Raw genomic sequence first — 17,544 nt, 5'->3', positions numbered from 1 at the left:
CCGGCCGGACCAATACAATGCGCGGCCGGGCGCCACTACACAGGAGGCACATGGATCCCTTCCTGACCGGCGAGGATCAGGCCATGCTGCACGGAGAGGGCAGCGAGGCACAGGCCCTCGCCATGCGTGTTCTGGTTGGCATGGCCCGCGCCACCGGCGCCCGCCGGATGATCGACATCTCCGGCGCCCACATCGACGGCACGCTCTATCTCGGACGCGCCAGCCTCCACTTCGCCACCCGGTTGCGTAACGGTGGTGGCCGGGTCGCCATACCCACCACCCTCAACGTCTCCTCGCTCGATCTACTCCATCCCGACCTGTTCCTCGGTGACGATCCGACCCGGGATGCCGCCCAGGCCATGATGTCGGCCTACCTCGACATGGGCGCCTCCCCCACCTGGACATGCGCTCCCTACCAGCTGGCGGACCGTCCCGGCTTCGGCGACCGCGTCGCCTGGGGAGAATCGAACGCCATCGTGTTCGCCAACTCGGTACTCGGCGCCCGGACACCGCGGTTCGGCGACTTCGCCGACATGGCGGCAGCCGTAACCGGCCGGGCTCCGGAGTTCGGCCTCTACCTGGACAGGCACCGCCGCGCCCGCGTCAGGATCGATGTCTCCAGGATCCCGGAGAAGGCACGGCTCACCGACGAGTTCTTCGCGGTGCTGGGATTCCTGATCGGTGAGGAGGCCGGATCCGAGGTTCCCGCCCTGACCGGCATCGAGTCAGCCACGGAAGACCAACTCAAAGTGCTGGGCGCGGGGGCGGCCACCTCGGGAGCGGTCGGCATGATCCATGTGGTCGGGATCACGCCCGAGGCACCCTCACTGGCGAGTGCCACCGACGGTATCGCGCCGCGCCTGGTGAGGGTCACTCCCGACGCGATCAGCAGCGCCTACCTGGCCCTATCCAGCACCGACGCGGAGAACCTCCGCACGGTGAACCTGGGAACGCCCCATTATTCGGCCCGCCAGATCGCCCGGCTTCAACACTTGCTGGCCGGTCGCCGGATCCACCCCGATATGACGCTCTACGTGAACACCGGCAGGGACGTGCTGGCTTCGTCCGCCGAGATCGTGAAGAGCCTTGAGGACCTAGGGGTGGTGTTCGTGACGGATACTTGCACCTACGTGACCCCGATCCTCCCCACCGGCCCGGGCGTGGCCATGACCGACTCCGCCAAATGGGCCTACTACGCACCCGGCAACCTCGGCGTCGACGTGGTGTTCGGTTCCACCTCCGACTGCGTGGAGTCTGCGGTTGCGGGCCGGGTGATCAGGGATAAGCGGCCGTGGTGAGCGTGGATGGCACTCCCATCGTTCCGGGTGTGGCCGAGGGTGCGAGCCTGGTTCTCGACCAACCCCTGAGTTGGTGGGGAGGGATCGACCCCCGGAACGGAACCATCATCGACCCGCACCATCCCCAGCACGGGCAGCCAACCGCCGGCAGTGTTCTCGTCCTCCCCCGCGGTAGGGGGTCGTCAGGCGGTTCGGCGGTGCTCGCTGAGTCGATGCGGCTCATGACCGCGCCCGCCGCGCTGGTGCTCGGGGAAGTGGACCCGATCCTGGTGGTGGGAGCGATCGTGGGAGCGGAACTCTATCCGGACCGGAACTGCCCGCTGGTGGTGGCCGGTGGAGGTTACGGCCTCCTGGTCTCTAACCGCACCACCCGGATCCGAACCGACGGAAGCATCGAGCAGGCCTGATCTCAGCTGGCGCCGGCCCGGGGCGCCCGGAGGGCGCGCTCCAGGACCCGGAAGGGGATACGGGACACTTGCTCATCCTCGACGTAGATCGCAAAGGAGTAGCCGCCCGGCTTGGGGAATACCAGGTTGTTGAACGTGAACGCCCGGGTCATCCCCATCTCCGCTCCCGGGAGGCGCTTGACCGGCGGCCGGACCTGGATCGTCCTCGAGAATCGGCTACTACCGAGGAGGCTCCGGCCGTCCTCGTCCATCAGGTCCACCGACAGCTTGAAGGAGTCGGCGAACGGCCAGGGAACGCGTAGCCGGATGCCGACGCCTATGGAAGGATGTCGAGCCGGAAAGGAGGCCACGTACAGCAATTCCCAACCCCCACCCAGGATGTAGAGCTTGCCGCCCACCGCCTGCACTGCGTCCGCCAGCATGGCGAACTCCACGCTCGGGGTGGGGTCGAGCGATGCCTCCAGGGAATCCATCGTCTCTACTCTAGGAGCGCCTCGAAGCGGTCGGATGGCCCATAGTCGGAGCCGGAACCTCAGGCCACGGGCTGGCGGGCCTCAACCGTCCCACCCTTCGGCGTGCTCCTAGTAGGGCGCAGGGCGCCGAAACCCCGTACAGAGGCGGTTCGATGGCGTTCAGTGCGCTCCCGGGCCACCTCCGCGGAGCGAGGCCGCGGGTTTCGACCACTTGGACAGATTCCGCCCCGATTGTTATCGTTGCGGTTTCGCCCGGACACGGGACCGGCGTACTCTTCCGAGTGCCGGCCGAGCATCGTTTTCCCCGTGTTCCCGGCTCCGAACACCCGACATCGAACGAGGAGGTCCGATGATCAAGACGCGCTGGGTGGCGACGGTAGCCGCCCTGACCCTGATCCTTGCCGCGTGCGGAGGATCCGACGACAGCACCCCCGCCGAGACCACCGCCGCCCCGGCGACCACTGCCGCCGCCGCTGCCGAGACCACCGTAGCCGTGACTCCCACCCAGAGTATGGATCTGACCTTCCACATGGTCACCCACTCTGATGACGGGGTGTTCTGGTCGGTCGTGAAGCGCGGAGCGCAGGACGCCGCCGACGCGCTGGGCGTCGAGATGGTATGGAGCCCGTCCAGCAACGATCCCGAGAAGCAGGTTCAGGATGTCCAGGCCGCCGTGGCCGCCGGTTCTGACGGCATCGGCGTGTCGCTGGCCAACCCGGAGGCCCTCGGCCCGGAGGTCGAGGCCGCCATCGCCGCCGGTATCCCGGTGATCACCCTGAACTCGGGTTCCAACCAGTTCAAGCAACTCGGTGCCATCACCCACGTCGGTCAGACCGAAATCGTCGCCGGTGAGGGCGCAGGGGAACGCTTCAACGCTCTCGGCGCCGGGAAGGTGCTGTGCGCCCAGCAGGAGCAGGGCAACATCGGATTGGAAGAGCGCTGCGAGGGTCTGGCCGCCACCTTCAACGGTGACGTTGTGACCCAGTTCGTCGGACTCGACTCCGAGCCCGAGACCCAGATCAACACCATCGCCGCGGCTCTGCAGGCCGATTCCGACATTGACGGCGTGCTTGGCGTGGGCCCGAACGTGGCCGTCCGCGCCGTGGAGGCTGGCGTAGCCGCCGGCCGTGATCTCTTCATCGGCGGCTTCGACATCTCCAACGACCTGATCGCCGCCATCGAGGCGGGGGACGTGCACTTCACGGTTGACCAGCAGCAGTACCTGCAGGGATACCTGACAGTCGTGTTCCTGTATCTCAACGCCACGAACCTCAACACCGTGGGTGGCGGGCTTCCCGTCCTCACCGGTCCTGGCTTCGTGACCACCGACAACGTCAGTCAGGTAAAGGCTCTCGTGGACGCCGGCACCCGATAGACCGTCGACTCTGAAGCGATCCGATCGCAGGGAGGGGCCCGGGTACCCGGGCCCCTCCCTATTGCAGCCCTGCCGCGCCGTAGATGATGACGAACGTCTCGGTGGCGCCGGCACCTTGGTGGGGTCGAACTCATTGCTCCGACCGGCCGCTCCAGCCGTCACCGGATTAGAGTTCTACGCGCCGAACGAGAGGAGGTGAGGCGGGAATGAGCTTCTATCGAGAGGTGGCCGGCAGTGGCTGCTGACTCCGCCGCCACCTCCGCTGCTCCGGCCGACGAGCGCCTCGCTTACCGCGGGCCGATCCAGCGGCTACTGACCCGACCCGAGATCGGAGGCCTGGTCGGCGCCGGCGCCATCTGGATCTTCTTCTGGTCCGTCAGCGACGTCTTCGGCACCACGGCGGGGGCCAACAACTATCTGGACGTAGCCACCTCGCTCGGGATCATGGCGATTGCCGTGGCGCTGCTGATGATCGGCGGAGAGTTCGACCTGTCATCCGGCGCCATGACCGGCGCCACCGGCATGCTGGTCGTACTGCTGGTCAAGGACACCGGCGAACTCGGAGGGCTCGGCCTTCCCCTGACCATTGCCATCCCCATCACCTTCCTCTTCGCGATGGGGATCGGCTGGGTGAACGGAACCCTCGTTGAAAAGACCGGTCTGCCCAGCTTCATCGTCACCCTCGGCACCTTCTTCGTGCTCCGGGGCGGCAAGTTGGGGTTCTCCAAGCTCTTCGTGGACAAGGTGATAGTGGAGGGTCTCGACGATGCTCCCGACTACGACTTCTGGTCCAACATCTTCGGAAGCGTCTGGATCCGCAACGACCACATCTGGGACTCGTTCCTGGGCGGCCGGGACGTGGTGTTCGGAGTGCTGGCCACTCTGGGCGTTGCTGCTCTGGCAGTCGGCTTGATGGAACTCAGCATGGTAAGGCGGACACAGGGAGACAAGCCTTCCATGGGCGCCGGAATGATCCTTTCGATAGCCGGTCTCGCCGCGGCCGCCGCAGGCCTGATCGCCCTCACCGCTACCGACGGATCGGCGGCCAACTGGATCTGGTCGATCGTGATGGCAGCCGGGGTAGTGGCTTCGATCCTCGGGTACTGCACCTGGCGATTCGTACCGAGTTCCGGTTCCTCGAGCGGCCTATCGATGGGCCGCGGTATCGGCCGCCGGACCGGCATCGGCCTGGGATTGGTAGTAGTCGGAACCGTCCTGGGCGTGGCGATGGACTCCTCCAACGACAACGTGCTGGGCCTGTTGCTCACCGTGCAGGGCCTGCGAGCCATCCTGTTCGGCGGGTGCGTCATCGTGGGCGTGCTGTTGCTCCTCGGCGTCGCCCGTGACTCCGGAGACTCACCCGTCACCCGGTTCGCCGTCACCGCCCTGGCGGGCGTGTCCGTAGCGGCGGTGGGGTTCGTCATCCAGGCCGAGGCCGCCTCCCGCAAGTACCGGGCCGAGTTCTTCGCCTGGATGATGGCGGCCGCCGTCGTGCTACTGGTGGTCGCCATCGTGCGGATGCGCTTCGATCAGCGGCGGCAACCCGACGCCGAGGCGGACCGCATGGGCACCCTGGTGTCGATCATCGGCATCGTCCTGATCGTGATGGCAGTCGCCACCAAGTTGCTGTGGGCCACCACCTCCGAGCTGGAACAGTCGAGGGCGCTGATCACCTACCGGATCTCGGTCCTGTACTTCTTCGCCTTCGCCGCCGTCGCCACCTGGCTGCTGATGCGCACCAAGTTCGGGAGCTGGGCCTTCGCGGTAGGAGGTAACAAGGACGCATCGAGACAGGTCGGCGTGCCTGCAGCCCGCACCAAGACCCAGCTGTTCATGACGGTCTCCGGTGCCTCCTGGCTGGTCGGAACCCTTATCGCCTTCCGGCTCAACTCGGTCCAGGCCAACGTGGGCGACGGGCTGGAGTTCTTCTACATCATCGCGGCGGTGGTGGGCGGCAACCTGCTGACCGGAGGCTACGGGTCGGCGGCAGGCGCCGCCATCGGCGCCCTGATCATGGCCATGTCCTTCCAGGGCATCCCGTTCGCCGGCTGGAACTCCGACTGGAGGTTCCTGTTCGTCGGCGTGATCCTCCTGCTAGCGGTCATGGTCAACAACTACGTCCGAGGAAAGGCAGAGAAATCCTGATGAGCGAAGCTGCACTTCTCGAGATCGAGGGCATCTCCAAGTTCTACGGCAACATCATCGCCCTGCGCGACATCACCACCTCGGTGCGAGCCGGCGAGGTCACCTGCGTGCTGGGTGACAACGGGGCCGGCAAGTCGACCTTCATCAAGATACTGGCCGGGGCCCACAAGCAGAGCGAGGGTCGGCTGTTCGTGGAGGGCGAGGAGGTGTCGTTCGATTCGCCGCGCGACGCGCTCGCGCGTGGGATCGCCACCGTCTACCAGGACCTGGCGGTCGTGCCCCTCATGTCGGTGTGGAGGAACTTCTTCCTCGGCGCCGAGCCCACCAAGCTGGGATTCCTACGGGTGATCGACCGGGACAAGGCCTCCTCCATCGCCAAGGCCGAGCTGGCCAAGATGGGAATCGACATCCGGGACACGGAACAGCCGGTCGGCACCCTGTCGGGAGGCGAACGCCAGTCGGTCGCCATCGCCCGGGCGGCCTACTTCGGCGCCAAGGTACTAATCCTCGACGAGCCGACCTCCGCCCTCGGGGTGAAGCAGTCAGGGGTGGTGCTCCGTTACATCGTCGAGGCCCGTAACCGCGGTTTGGGCGTGATCTTCATCACCCACAACCCCCACCATGCGTATCCGGTTGGTGACCGCTTCATGATCCTCAACCGCGGCCAGTCGCTGGGCGACTACGCCAAGGCCGAGATCAGCCAGGAGGAGCTGACCCAGTTGATGGCGGGCGGCGCCGATCTTGCCACCCTCCAGCATGAGCTGAGCAAGGCCATCTCGGGCGACTGACCCGGCTTGGCAGAGCAAGGTAACGCCTCCGGGTCGGCTCCACCACAGGCGGGGTCGGCCCGAAGCCTTCCCGAGTTGGTGACGGTAGGTCGCGTGAGCGTGGACCTCTATGCCGAACAGGTCAATACCCCGATCCGCTCCGTCACCAGCTTCAGGAAGTCGATAGGGGGCACCGCCACCAACGTGGCCGTGGCCGCCGCCCGGCTCGGGCGCCACGCCGCCCTGGTCACCAAGGTCGGCGACGACCCCTTCGGCAACTACGTGCGGTTCGCTCTGGAGCACACCTTCGGGGTAGACACCCGTTTCGTGGGGACCGATCCCGACCTGAGGACCCCGCTGGCCTTCGCCGAGCTGACCCCGCCGGAGAACCCCAGCCTGGTGTTCTACCGGGAGCCCAGGGCGCCCGACATGAACCTCTACCCGGCCGATCTGGACCTCGATGTCCTGTGCCGGACCCCCACCCTGTGGATCCCCGCGTCCCGCATGGCGTGGGAGCCGAGCCGCTCCACTGTGGCGGGATTCCTGGCGGAACGGGGCAGGAAGCCCCACGTCGTCCTCGACCTGGACTGGAGGCCCATGTTCTGGCCGTCCGAGCAGGAGGCCGGTCGCCGGATCGGTCCCCTTCTGGACCACGTCACCATCGCCATCGGCAACCGGGAGGAATGCCGGATCGCGGTCGGGACCGACCGGCCCGAGGAGGCGGCCGAACGCTTGCTGGGCCGGGGCCTCGACGCGGCCGTCATCAAGCTGGGCGGCGAAGGGGTACTCGTAGCCACGCCTGACGGGGAGGCGACCAGGATCCCCTCCTACCCGGTGGAGGTGGTGTGCGGTCTCGGTGCGGGCGACGCCTTCGGGGGCGCGTTCTGTCACGGCCTGCAGAGCGGCTGGTCCTTGGTCGAGGCGGCCCGGTACGGCAACGCGGCCGGCGCCATCATCGCGTCCCGCCTGATGTGTGCGGACGACATGCCTACCCTCTCCGATATCGACAGCCTGATCAGCATCTCAGAGGGACCGGTTTGAGCACTCTCCGTATCGGGATTCTCGGAACGGGCCGGATCGGGGCCCTGCACGCCGAACTGCTCCGGCACGAGGTGGACGGGATACACCCCGAGGCGGTCTACGACATCTCCCCGGTGGCCGGAGAGGTCGGCGCCCGTCTCGGTATCCCGGTAGCGGCTCCCCCGACGACATATTCGACGACCCATCCATCGATGCGGTGGCGATCTGTACCAGCACCGACACCCACCCTGACCTCATGATCCGGGCCGCCGAGTCCGGCAAGGCCATCTTCTGCGAGAAGCCGCTCTCGCTCGACCTCGCGGAGGTGGACCGGGCGTTGGCGGCGGTGCAGGCCGCCGGGGTGTACCTCCAGGTCGGCTTCAACCGCCGGTTCGACCCCTCCCACCGAGCCGTGCAGCAGGCTGTGGCCGCCGGAGAGGTGGGCGATGTCCACCTGGTGCGGATCACCTCCCGCGATCCCGCTCCTCCGCCGGTCGCCTACGTCGAGGTGTCCGGAGGCATCTTCCTGGACATGACGATCCACGACTTCGACATGGCCAGGTACGTGAGCGGGAGCGAGGTGACCGAGGTGTACGCGAAGGGCGACGTCCGAGTGGATCCCTCCATCGGAGAGGCGGGTGATCTCGACACCGCCGTGATCGTCCTGACCCACGAGAACCGGGCGATCACCACCATCGACAACAGCCGGCGGGCCGTATACGGCTACGACCAGCGAGTGGAGGTGTTCGGATCGGGAGGCATGGTCGCGTCGGAGAACCCCCTGGCCACGACCACCGTGCTGAGAGACGAGTCCGGCACACGGGCTTCCACCCTCCCCTATTTCTTCACCGAGCGTTACATCCCCAGCTACGTGGGCGGATGGAAGGCGTTCGTAGGCGCGGTGCGTACGGGCGGACCGTCGCCGGTCGACGGCGATGACGGACGGGCCCCCCTCGTCATCGGGCTGGCGGCCTGGAAATCGATCCGGGAGCAGCGTCCGGTCAGCACGGCCGAGATCGGCTAGGGCCCGATGCGGATCTGGATGACCGGCGGGACCGGCTTCGTGGGGAGCAACATCGTCCACCAAGCGGTCGCCGCCGGCCACGAAATACTGACCACCTTCAACTCCTACCGGCCCGCCGGATCCGAGCCCTACCGGCTCGAGCGGATCGATATGACAGACCCCGGAGCGGTGAGCGGAAGCGTCAGGGCCTTCGCTCCGAACCTGGTCATCCACTGCGCCATCCTCAACGACCTGGGTGGCCTCTACCGTGACCGGGCAGCCGCGTGGAGGGCCTATGTCGAGGCCACCCGGAGCACATCGCAGGCCGCCCACGACATGGGAGCCGCATACGTACTGGTGTCCACCGACTGGGTGTTCGACGGAACCCAGGCCGGAGCGGACGAGAGCACCCCGCCCAACCCGGTCAACCTCTACGGAGTCCTGAAGCTGGCCTCCGAGATGGTGGCTCTCGACCGGGGTGGCGCGGTGGCCCGAGTCTCGGGAGTCAACGGTCTCCACCGCGCCCGACCGGCGTCTCCCCGGGCGCAGGACCCCGGCTACGGCTACTTCGTGGCGTCGATCGTGGACTCACTCTCGCGGGACCGGCCCTTTACGGTGTGGGAGTCCGACCGGATCAACATGGTGGCCACACCGTCGCTGGCCTCCGAGAGCGCCGACCTGATACTGGACATCGGCGCCCGAGGGCTGGAGGGCGTGTTCCACTGCTGCGGGGCCGACGCCATCGGGCGCATGGACCTCGCCCACCTGACCTGCGAGGTGTTCGGCCTCGATCCGGACCTGCTGAGGAGCGGACCCCCGGACCTCACGGGAATACCGCGTATTCCCATCCCGTACGACACCACCATCACGTGTCCCCGCACCTCTGATCTCCTCGATCGGACGCCCACCCCTGTCCGCGCCCTGCTGGCACGGTTTCTCCGGGAGTACTCCTCCTGGTCGTGAGGCGCTTCGCTCTCGGTCTGGCGCTCCTCGTGGCCGCGTGCGGACCACCGGACCCGATCATCGCCTCGGACCCCTTCGATGCGATCGCCCAGCTGCGAGGCCGGGTCTGCGCTCAGGACATGGTCGGTTCGGCAGTGGTAATCGACCGGCACTACCTCGTAACGGTGGCGCACAACGTCGCGGGCTCGGAAGGCGGCCTGACCGTCACCTTCGAGGATGGCTCCGAGCACGTCGCCACCCTGGTCGGCATCGACTTCGATCGGGACCTGGCCCTGCTGCGGGCGCCGTCCATGGACCGGCCCATTCTCACCGTGGCCCGAGCCGTGGCCGGAGAAGGTGGACGCCTGATCCGGCTCCGCGCCGACCAGGAGCGGGCTGAGGTCGCGTTCGCCGACGCAGATCTGATCGTCGCCGTCGGTCGCGACATCTACGATGAGGAGAGCTCCGTACGCCGGGACAACGTCCGGGTTCGCGCCCGTGCCGGGGCCGGTTACTCGGGCGGACCGCTGCTGAACGACCAGAACCAGATGATCGGCGTGGTCTACGCCGCCGCCCGGCTCGATGAGATGACCTACGCCACCGCCTCGCAGGAGATCGACGTCTTCCTGGAGTCGATCGACTCCACCACCGAATCCCCCTCCGGCCGCTGCCCGCGCTGAACAACCCGACCGGAGCCAAACCGCGCCAAACGTTAGGATGGTCGGCGCGTGTCCACCCGCCTCCCCTCCTCCTACCGGCTCCCCCGGATAGTCCTCCTCTCGTACATCGCCACGCTGGCGACCGGCATCGGCGTCATATTCTCGCTCCTGGCCGTCATCCAGGACCGGTACGGGTTTCCCACCTGGTCCCTGGGCCTGCTCGCCGGCATACCGTTCGCGATGACGCTGTTCGGCAACATCTGGCTCACCCCGCTTGCAGACCGGGGCTGGGAGCGGCGCCTGATCTCGCTGGGGTGCCTGCTGCTGGTGCTCTCGCTCCTCTGGATGGTCTTCGCGGTGGAACTCTGGCAGTGGGTCGCGGCCCGGGCGCTCATGGGTGTGGCGGAGGGCGTGTCGGTGGGAGCGGCGCGCCGGGTGATGCTGAGCTGGTCTCCGAACCGCCACGGACAGGCCCTGGGCTCGCTGATGATGGCGATGCTCTGCGGGATCCTGATCGGGCCCGTGCTCGGAGGAGTGCTTAACGAGTTCGGGTGGGCCATCCCGTTCCTGGTCCCCGCCGCGGCCGGGGTCGTGGTACTCGCGCTCCTTCCTTCCGTCCGGCCCGGAGAGTACGAGCGGCCGACGCTGCGGCTCACGCGCCGCCACCTGACCGCCCTGCCGGGCTTTCTGTCCGGTCTGCTCCTGGCCGCCTCCAACTGGCTCTACATAGGCGTCATCGATGCGATCTGGTCCCGGTACATGACCGACCTCGGAGCCCGCCCATGGCTGGTCGGGGTCGGATTCCTGGTGATATCAGTCCCCGCCATCTTGCTCGTCCCGCTAAGCGGCCGGTTGGCGGACCGGGTGAATCCGATCCGGTTGGCCCTGGTGTCGGCGGTGATCGGACTCCCCCTCCTGGCCGGCTACGGATTGGTGTCGGCGGTGCTTCCCCTACTGGTGGTAGGCGGGCTGCACGCCGCCTGCTGGGCCTTCGTCACCCTTCCCGGCCAAGCTGCCGTGGCGAGGGCCGCACCCGCCAGCCAGGCGGCCGAGGCGCAGGGCCTCGTGGAGGCATACGGATTCGTGCTGGCGGCCGCCGGCGCCTTTGCCGCTGCGCCCATCTATGAAGCCGCCGGGCCTCGGTCCCTCTTCCTGATAACCGCGGCTTCGGTGGCCCTGACCCCGATGGTGGTGTTCGCGCGCCGGTCCAAGTGGCGGGACGCTTTCGGGTAGGCGGGCGCCCGGTCCGCCCCGTCGAAGGCCGTCACATCCCGAGCTCCGCCAGGTACCGGACGCTGGTGGCGGCATCACGCATCGGTCCCTCACCGGGCGCCGGCGAGGCAACCAGGGCGGCATCCTGTTCCAGCACGTACCAACCCTGGTACCCCGATGCCTCCAGGTGCCGGACCAGACCGGCCACATCCACGTAGCCTTCGCCCAGCGGTCTGAACAGTCCGTCGACGACCGCCTGACGGAAGGGCCGCTCCCCCGCCCTCACCTCCTCGGCCATCCGCTCGTCCACGTCCTTGAGGTGGACATGGGCCACCCGCCCGCCCGCCATCCGCGCCACCTCCAGCGGATCGCCACCACTGAGGGCGACGTGTCCGGTGTCCAGGCACAGGTCGACCGGACTGGTCTCGAGCAACCGCTCGATCTGTTCGGGGCGATCCACCGCCATCGCCCAGTGAGGATGGAGGGCGGTGACCAGTCCCCGGTCGGCGCAGATCCTCATCAGGCTCCTCAGCCCCCGGTCGAACACAGTCCACTCCTCCTCGGTCAACTCGACCGGCCGGTCGTACCCGGGGAGGACCGAGGCCGGGCCCAGCACGAAGGTCCTGGCGCCGGTGCCCGCCAGGGTTGCCGCGGCCCGGGCGGCGTAATCCAGCTCGGCCGCCAGCAGATCGTCTCGGTACAGCCGCACCGGGACGAACCCGCCCACCAGCTGCATCCGACGCGCCTCGAGCAGGGGGTCCAGATCTTCCGGGTCGACCGGCAGGTAACCGTCCGGGCCCAGTTCGGTGGCCCTCAGGCCCACCTGCTGCATCTCGTCGAGGACCCGGTCCCGATCCATGAGGAAACCCCACCCGGGCGCGCCGTCAACCCCCCAGGTGATCGGGGCGCCGGCGATCCTTTCGAGGAAGGCGACACCGCCCATTGTCTTCCAGCCTCCCGTGTGCGTCCCAGGAAGGTATTGCTCGCCGGTTAGGGCCGGCATCCGGTCAGCGGGGCATGGGATCGCCCGGCACCCCGGAGGAAGGCAGTACGGTATCCTCTCGGCTTCTGTTCGGGCAAATGACCACACGTCGAGGAGTGAAGGCTTGGCTTACCGGATCTGGTTCGAGCGCAGGGTTTCGCCCGAGTTGATGCCGTTCGTCCCCTCGTCCGTCGACATGCTGGGTCCGGGACGGGACGATGACCCTCTGGCGGGCATCGCCGCCGCCCAGGCCGCCATCGCTGCCCGGCTCGACTACGACGACCCCCTCTTCGATCGGGCTCCCGACTTGCTGGGGGTGTTCCGCACCGGTATCGGCTACGACACCGTCGATCTGGAAGCTGCCACCCGCCGCGGGATCGCGGCGTGCAACGTCCCCCAAGGCCCGACGGTTCCCACCGCCGAGCACTCGGTCGCCCTCCTTCTGGCCGTGGCCAAGCAACTCGTCCGGTCGGGCGACCGGCTCCGGGCAGGCACGGGCAACTACTTCTCGAGGCACGGAGCGATGGAACTGGACGGCAAGACCCTGGGCCTGGTGGGATACGGACGGATCGCCCGGAGGGTCGGTACCGTCGGCCAGGCCCTCGGTATGGCGGTCCTGGCTTACGACCCGTACCTGCCGGACGAGGCGTTCGCCCCGGACGCTGAACGCGCCCGGACGCTGGAGGAACTCCTGGGGCGGAGCGATGCCGTCTCAGTTCACATCCCGATGAGCGCCGGTAACGCCAGGATGTTCGACGCCGGGACCTTCGCAACCATGAAGAAGGGTGCGCTATTCGTGAACGCCGCCAGGGGCGGACTGGTCGACCACGATGCCCTGACCGGCGCGCTGGACAGCGGGCACCTGTCGGGTGCCGGGTTGGACGTCACCGACCCCGAGCCCCTCAATCCCGATCATCCGCTGCTCCACCGTTCGGACGTGATAGTGACGCCTCACATCGCCTCTGCCACTCCAGAGGCCCGGGAGCGCATGTTCAGTGGGGCCGTTCGCCAGGCTTGCATGGTGCTGGACGGGCGGCGACCGCCCCATCTCCTCAATCCGGACGCCTGGCCCGGCGTCCTCGGCCGTCTCGCCGGCGACTGATGAAGCGAACCCTGCGCATCGGACTGGTCGGATTCGGGTGGATGGGCCAGGCCCACTCCCGTTCGTACCGATCCATCCCCCTCTACTTCCCCGATGCTCCGTTCCGACCGGTCCTGGCCGGGGTGGCCGACACCGTTCCCCATCGTGTCGAGCAGGCGGTGCGGGACTTCGGTTACGAGTCGGGGACGGAGGACTGGGAGGAACTGGTCGACCGGCCCGACATCGACATCATCGACATAACCGCCCCCAATACGATGCACCGCAGAATCGCCGAGGCCGCCGCCGCAGCGGGCAAGCACGTGTTCTGCGAGAAACCGGTCGGGATCTCCGCCGAGGCCACCGCCCACATCGAAGCCGCAGCCAGGCGGGCCGGCGTGACCAGCGGATGCGGCTACAACTACCGTTGGGCGCCCCTGGTTCGTTACGCGAAGGAACTGCTCGAAGAGGGCCGGTTCGGCTCCATGACCCACTACCGGGGCCGGTTCTTCACCATGTACGGGAGGGATCGGCTGGGCCTGCTGAGCTGGCGCTTCCTCCAGCACGAAGCCGGTCACGGCGCGCTGAGCGACATCATGTCCCACGCCATCGACCTGGCCCAGTTCCTGATGGGTCCCATCCGGAGGGTGGTAGCTGCCCGGGAGACATTCGTGAGAGAACGGCCGCTGCCCAAGCCGGGCGTGGGCACCCACTACGACCGTGGATCCCCGGATGACCCTACCGGTGCGGTGACCAACGAGGATTACGTGGGCGCGCTGGTCGAGTTCTCCAGCGGCGCACGGGGCACGCTCGAGGCCGACCGCTCCATCTTCGGACCACAGAGCCAGATGGCGTTCGAGCTCAACGGGTCGAAGGGAGCCGCGTCGTGGGACCACGAGAGGCTCAACCAGCTGCTGCTCTACCTACCTGAAGAACAGCCCCAGGACGGCTTCATCGAGGTTCTGGGCGGCGACAGCTTCTACCGGCAGGCCAGTCTGGTCCCCGGTGGCGGCAACTCCATCGGATTCGAGGATATGAAGATCTTCGAGGCCTACGAGTTCCTGGACTCGGTTGCCGCCGGCCGTCCCCACGACCCGGGCTTCGAGGCAGCCCTCGCCAACGCGTCGGTCGCGGCGGCCATGATCCGGTCCTGGGAATCGGAGCGGTGGGAAACTGTCGAGTCCCTGCGTATCGACTGAGGAGGTCTGACATGGATACGGTGCGTCTCACCATGGCTCAGGCCATCGTCAAGTGGTTGCTGAACCAGCACACCGTGGTGGATGGCCGCCAGGTCCCGATTTTCGCCGGAGCGTTCGGGATATTCGGCCACGGCAACGTCACCTGCCTCGCCGAGGCCCTGGAGCCGGTCCAGGACCGGCTACCGACATGGCGGGGTCATAACGAGCAGTCGATGGCGCTGGCGGCGGTGGCCTACGGGAAGGCGATGCGGGGCCGGCGCATTATGGTGGCGACATCCTCCATCGGTCCCGGCTGCACCAACATGGTCACGGCCGCCGCGGTCGCCCACGCCAACCGGCTGCCGCTGCTCATCCTCTCCGGGGACACTTTCCAGCATCGCATCGTGGACCCGGTGCTCCAGCAGGTCGAGGTGTTCGGCGACCCGACCGTAACCGTCTGTGACACCTTCCGCCCGGTCTCCCGCTACTGGGATCGGATCAGCCGGCCCGAGCAGATCGTCCAGTCCCTGCCCCAGGCCCTGGCGGTGATGCTCGACCCCGCCACCCGGGGCCCCGCCTTCCTCGCCCTCCCCCAGGACATCCAGGCGGAGGCGTACAACTACCCTGCCCGGTTCTTCGAGCGGCAGGTTCATTACGTGCGCCGGCCCGGACCGGACCCCCGAGACTTGGAGCGGGCCGCCACGGTGCTGGCCGGCGCACGGCGCCCGATGATCATCGCCGGAGGCGGGGTCCACTACTCGGGCGCCGTCGAGACCCTCACCGGATTCGCCGAGCGAAGGGGGATCCCCGTAGTCGAGACGGTGGCCGGCAAGTCGACGCTGGTGCACGACCACCCCAACTACGCCGGCCCGATCGGGGTGACCGGCTCCGCAGCGGCCAACTCGGTCGCAGAGAACGCTGACGTGGTCGTCGCGGTCGGCACCCGGCTCCAGGACTTCACCACCGGGTCGTGGGCGGTGTTCAAGCATCCCGAGGTCCGTTTCATCGCCATCAACACCGCCGGCTGGGACGCGCACAAGCAGATGGCCACGCCGGTGGTCGGGGACGCCCTGGTGTCGCTCGAAGCCCTGGAGGATCTGCTCGGCGACTACCGGGCGCCCGCTTCGTGGCTGGCGCAGGCCCAGGACCATATCGCCGGATGGCACCGCTACCTGGACTCCTGGAAGGATCGGGAGACCCAAGGCCGGCCAGCCTATGCCCAGGTCATCCAGGTCATCAACGAGCTGTGCGACGCCGACGACTACTGCCTGTCCGCAGCCGGGGGCCTGCCCGGCGAGCTGACCATGGGTTGGCGCTCCAAGGCGGTGGGAACCTTCGACTCCGAGTACGGCTACTCCACGATGGGTTACGAGGTAGCCGGGGCCTGGGGCGCGAAGATGGCCCGCCCCGGCAGCGATGTGATCGCCTTCGTGGGCGACGGCTCCTACCTGATGATGAATTCGGACGTCTACTCGACCGTGATGACCGGCCACAAGGTGATCTTCATGATCCTTGATAACGGTGGCTTCGCCGTTATCAACCGCCTCCAGGTCCACACCGGCGGGGCCGAGTTCAACAACCTGCTACGCACCACCCGCAACGAGGAGTACTTCCGGGTGGACTTCGCCGCCCATGCCCAGTCAATGGGCGCCATCGCGGAAAGGGTCGAGCGTCTCGAGGACCTTCCGGATGCCTGGCGGCGGGCCAAGGCGGCCGACCGGAGCTACGCGATCATCATGGACATCGACCAGTACACCTGGACCGAGGGCGGCGCCTGGTGGGAAGTCGGCATCCCGGAGGTCAGCGACCGGGAGGACGTACGGGTGGCCCGGGCTGCCTGGGAGGCGGAAAGAAAGCACCAGCGCGTTGGGGTCTAGGGCCTGTGCCGGAGCCAGAACTCGAAAATCGCGGCGAGGGGGCCACGCCCGCCGGGCCCTCCCCCACCGCCACCACCTTGGTTCGAGGCGCGTCCCGCTATGCCTCGACGGGACGGCCTCGGCCGATATGATCCCTCGCGCAGCCCGGTCGACGTCCGAACCGGACCACAGGTATTTACGATTAATCAACACCATACAACGTTTGTGTGACAGGATCTACCCCCTCATGGCAGCCACTGTCCATGGGGGAACAGGAGCCGTCAGCGGGCCGCACGGGACCGCAAGGCACTACGAACCGGGTTTTCAGGACACTAGGAGGACGTCATGGGACGATTCGACGGCAAGGTCGCGCTGGTAACCGGTAGCACCCAGGGTCTGGGCGAGGCGATCGCGTCCCGGCTGGTGGAAGAGGGCCTGTCGGGGCTGGTGGTGACCGGGCGTAATCAGGAAAGAGGCGCCGCGGTTTCCGCTCGCCTGACCGGCGCCGGGTGCAGGACGGTGTTCGCCGCCGCAGACCTGGGAGATCCCGGCGCCGTCGGCAACCTGATGGACGCGACCGACCGGGAGTTCGGGCGGATCGACGTGCTGGTCAACGCGGCCGGCGATTCGCACCGCGGCACGGTCGAGGACACCACCGTCGAGCTGTTCGATCACCTGATGGCGGTCAACGTCAGAGCCCCGTTCCTGCTCATGCAGGGCGCCATCCGGATCATGCGACGCGAGGGCATCGAGGGCTCGATCGTGAACATCGCCTCGGTGGCGGCCCACGGCGGTCCCCCCTACCTCACCATCTACGCCACCACCAAGGGCGCCCTGGTGACCCTCACCAAGAACGTGGCCAACTCGGTGCTCTGGGACCGGATCCGGGTCAACGCGATGAACATCGGATGGATGGACAGTCCCGGCGAACACGCCATCCGGACCCGATTCCACGGCGGGGACGAGCGTTGGCTCGAGAAGGCCGAGACCAACCAGCCCTTCGGACGGCTCCTCAAGACCTCTGAGGTGGCCACGGCGGTGGCGTTTCTGGCGTCCGATGAATCGGGCATGATGACCGGAGCGGCGGTCGACTTCAACCAGATGGTGGTCGGTTGCGTCGCGGTCGAGCACCCGGCCTCCGACGACTGA

17 protein-coding genes are annotated in these 17,544 nt (G+C 67.6%); 15 read left to right on the top strand and 2 right to left on the bottom strand.

Annotation, left to right across the window (positions count from 1 at the left end):
* The first annotated feature begins 50 nt into the window (after positions 1-50).
* Positions 51-1,298, top strand: coding sequence for an aconitase X (locus tag ACOQPD_RS00440; protein WP_420612945.1), 1,248 nt, complete (start codon positions 51-53; stop codon positions 1,296-1,298).
* Positions 1,292-1,705, top strand: a complete 414-nt coding sequence (locus ACOQPD_RS00435; protein ID WP_420612944.1) for an aconitase X swivel domain-containing protein — start codon at positions 1,292-1,294, stop codon at positions 1,703-1,705. Before ACOQPD_RS00440 ends, ACOQPD_RS00435 begins: the two co-directional genes overlap by 7 nt.
* A gap of 2 nt (positions 1,706-1,707) precedes the next feature.
* Here the strand turns inward: ACOQPD_RS00435 and ACOQPD_RS00430 are convergent, their stop codons facing one another.
* Positions 1,708-2,178, bottom strand: a complete 471-nt coding sequence (locus ACOQPD_RS00430) for a DUF6941 family protein (protein ID WP_420612943.1) — start codon at positions 2,176-2,178, stop codon at positions 1,708-1,710.
* Positions 2,179-2,527: 349 nt separating this feature from the next.
* Between ACOQPD_RS00430 and ACOQPD_RS00425 the strand changes: the two genes are divergently transcribed.
* The 9 genes from ACOQPD_RS00425 to ACOQPD_RS00385 all read left to right on the top strand — a co-directional run bounded on the left by ACOQPD_RS00425 (position 2,528) and on the right by ACOQPD_RS00385 (position 11,322).
* Positions 2,528-3,553 carry a sugar ABC transporter substrate-binding protein gene (locus ACOQPD_RS00425; RefSeq protein WP_420612942.1) on the top strand — a complete coding sequence of 342 codons (1,026 nt, stop codon included), beginning with the start codon at positions 2,528-2,530 and terminating at the stop codon, positions 3,551-3,553.
* Positions 3,554-3,787: 234 nt separating this feature from the next.
* Positions 3,788-5,698: an ABC transporter permease gene (locus ACOQPD_RS00420; RefSeq protein ID WP_420612941.1), complete on the top strand. Its 1,911-nt coding sequence runs from the start codon at positions 3,788-3,790 to the stop codon at positions 5,696-5,698.
* Positions 5,698-6,486 carry an ATP-binding cassette domain-containing protein gene (locus tag ACOQPD_RS00415; RefSeq protein WP_420612940.1) on the top strand — a complete coding sequence of 263 codons (789 nt, stop codon included), beginning with the start codon at positions 5,698-5,700 and terminating at the stop codon, positions 6,484-6,486. Before ACOQPD_RS00420 ends, ACOQPD_RS00415 begins: the two co-directional genes overlap by 1 nt.
* Positions 6,487-6,561: 75 nt before the next feature.
* Positions 6,562-7,506: a 5-dehydro-2-deoxygluconokinase gene (gene iolC / locus ACOQPD_RS00410; RefSeq protein ID WP_420612939.1), complete on the top strand. Its 945-nt coding sequence runs from the start codon at positions 6,562-6,564 to the stop codon at positions 7,504-7,506.
* Complete coding sequence (locus ACOQPD_RS00405) at positions 7,503-7,745, top strand: hypothetical protein (RefSeq protein ID WP_420612938.1); 243 nt, start codon at positions 7,503-7,505, stop codon at positions 7,743-7,745. Before iolC ends, ACOQPD_RS00405 begins: the two co-directional genes overlap by 4 nt.
* Positions 7,703-8,509, top strand: coding sequence for an inositol 2-dehydrogenase (gene iolG, locus ACOQPD_RS00400; protein ID WP_420612937.1), 807 nt, complete (start codon positions 7,703-7,705; stop codon positions 8,507-8,509). Before ACOQPD_RS00405 ends, iolG begins: the two co-directional genes overlap by 43 nt.
* 6 nt (positions 8,510-8,515) lie before the next feature.
* The gene (locus ACOQPD_RS00395; protein WP_420612936.1) at positions 8,516-9,451 is read left to right on the top strand and encodes an SDR family oxidoreductase; all 936 of its coding nucleotides are present in this window, start codon (positions 8,516-8,518) and stop codon (positions 9,449-9,451) included.
* Positions 9,448-10,110 carry a S1 family peptidase gene (locus ACOQPD_RS00390; RefSeq protein ID WP_420612935.1) on the top strand — a complete coding sequence of 221 codons (663 nt, stop codon included), beginning with the start codon at positions 9,448-9,450 and terminating at the stop codon, positions 10,108-10,110. The genes ACOQPD_RS00395 and ACOQPD_RS00390 overlap by 4 nt, the downstream gene beginning before the upstream one ends.
* Positions 10,111-10,158: 48 nt before the next feature.
* On the top strand, positions 10,159-11,322 hold the full coding sequence (locus ACOQPD_RS00385; protein ID WP_420612934.1) for an MFS transporter: 1,164 nt from the start codon (positions 10,159-10,161) through the stop codon (positions 11,320-11,322).
* 31 nt (positions 11,323-11,353) lie between these two features.
* Here the strand turns inward: ACOQPD_RS00385 and ACOQPD_RS00380 are convergent, their stop codons facing one another.
* Entirely contained in the window at positions 11,354-12,244 is an 891-nt protein-coding gene (locus ACOQPD_RS00380; RefSeq protein WP_420612933.1) for a TIM barrel protein, read from the bottom strand.
* Positions 12,245-12,407: 163 nt separating this feature from the next.
* On the opposite strand from ACOQPD_RS00380, the gene ACOQPD_RS00375 reads away from it, so the two are divergent.
* From ACOQPD_RS00375 to ACOQPD_RS00360, 4 genes are all read left to right on the top strand, one after another.
* Positions 12,408-13,385, top strand: coding sequence for an NAD(P)-dependent oxidoreductase (locus ACOQPD_RS00375; protein ID WP_420612932.1), 978 nt, complete (start codon positions 12,408-12,410; stop codon positions 13,383-13,385).
* On the top strand, positions 13,385-14,560 hold the full coding sequence (locus ACOQPD_RS00370; protein WP_420612931.1) for a Gfo/Idh/MocA family protein: 1,176 nt from the start codon (positions 13,385-13,387) through the stop codon (positions 14,558-14,560). The genes ACOQPD_RS00375 and ACOQPD_RS00370 overlap by 1 nt, the downstream gene beginning before the upstream one ends.
* A gap of 11 nt (positions 14,561-14,571) precedes the next feature.
* Complete coding sequence (gene iolD / locus ACOQPD_RS00365) at positions 14,572-16,416, top strand: 3D-(3,5/4)-trihydroxycyclohexane-1,2-dione acylhydrolase (decyclizing) (protein WP_420612930.1); 1,845 nt, start codon at positions 14,572-14,574, stop codon at positions 16,414-16,416.
* Between the two features lie 324 nt (positions 16,417-16,740).
* On the top strand, positions 16,741-17,544 hold the full coding sequence (locus ACOQPD_RS00360) for an SDR family oxidoreductase (protein WP_420612929.1): 804 nt from the start codon (positions 16,741-16,743) through the stop codon (positions 17,542-17,544).

This window comes from Candidatus Spongiisocius sp., from assembly GCF_965221825.1.
In the GTDB taxonomy this organism is placed as follows: domain Bacteria; phylum Actinomycetota; class Acidimicrobiia; order Spongiisociales; family Spongiisociaceae; genus Spongiisocius.
Note: the sequence above shows the minus strand (reverse complement) of the source record. Positions and strands in the feature narration are given on the sequence as shown.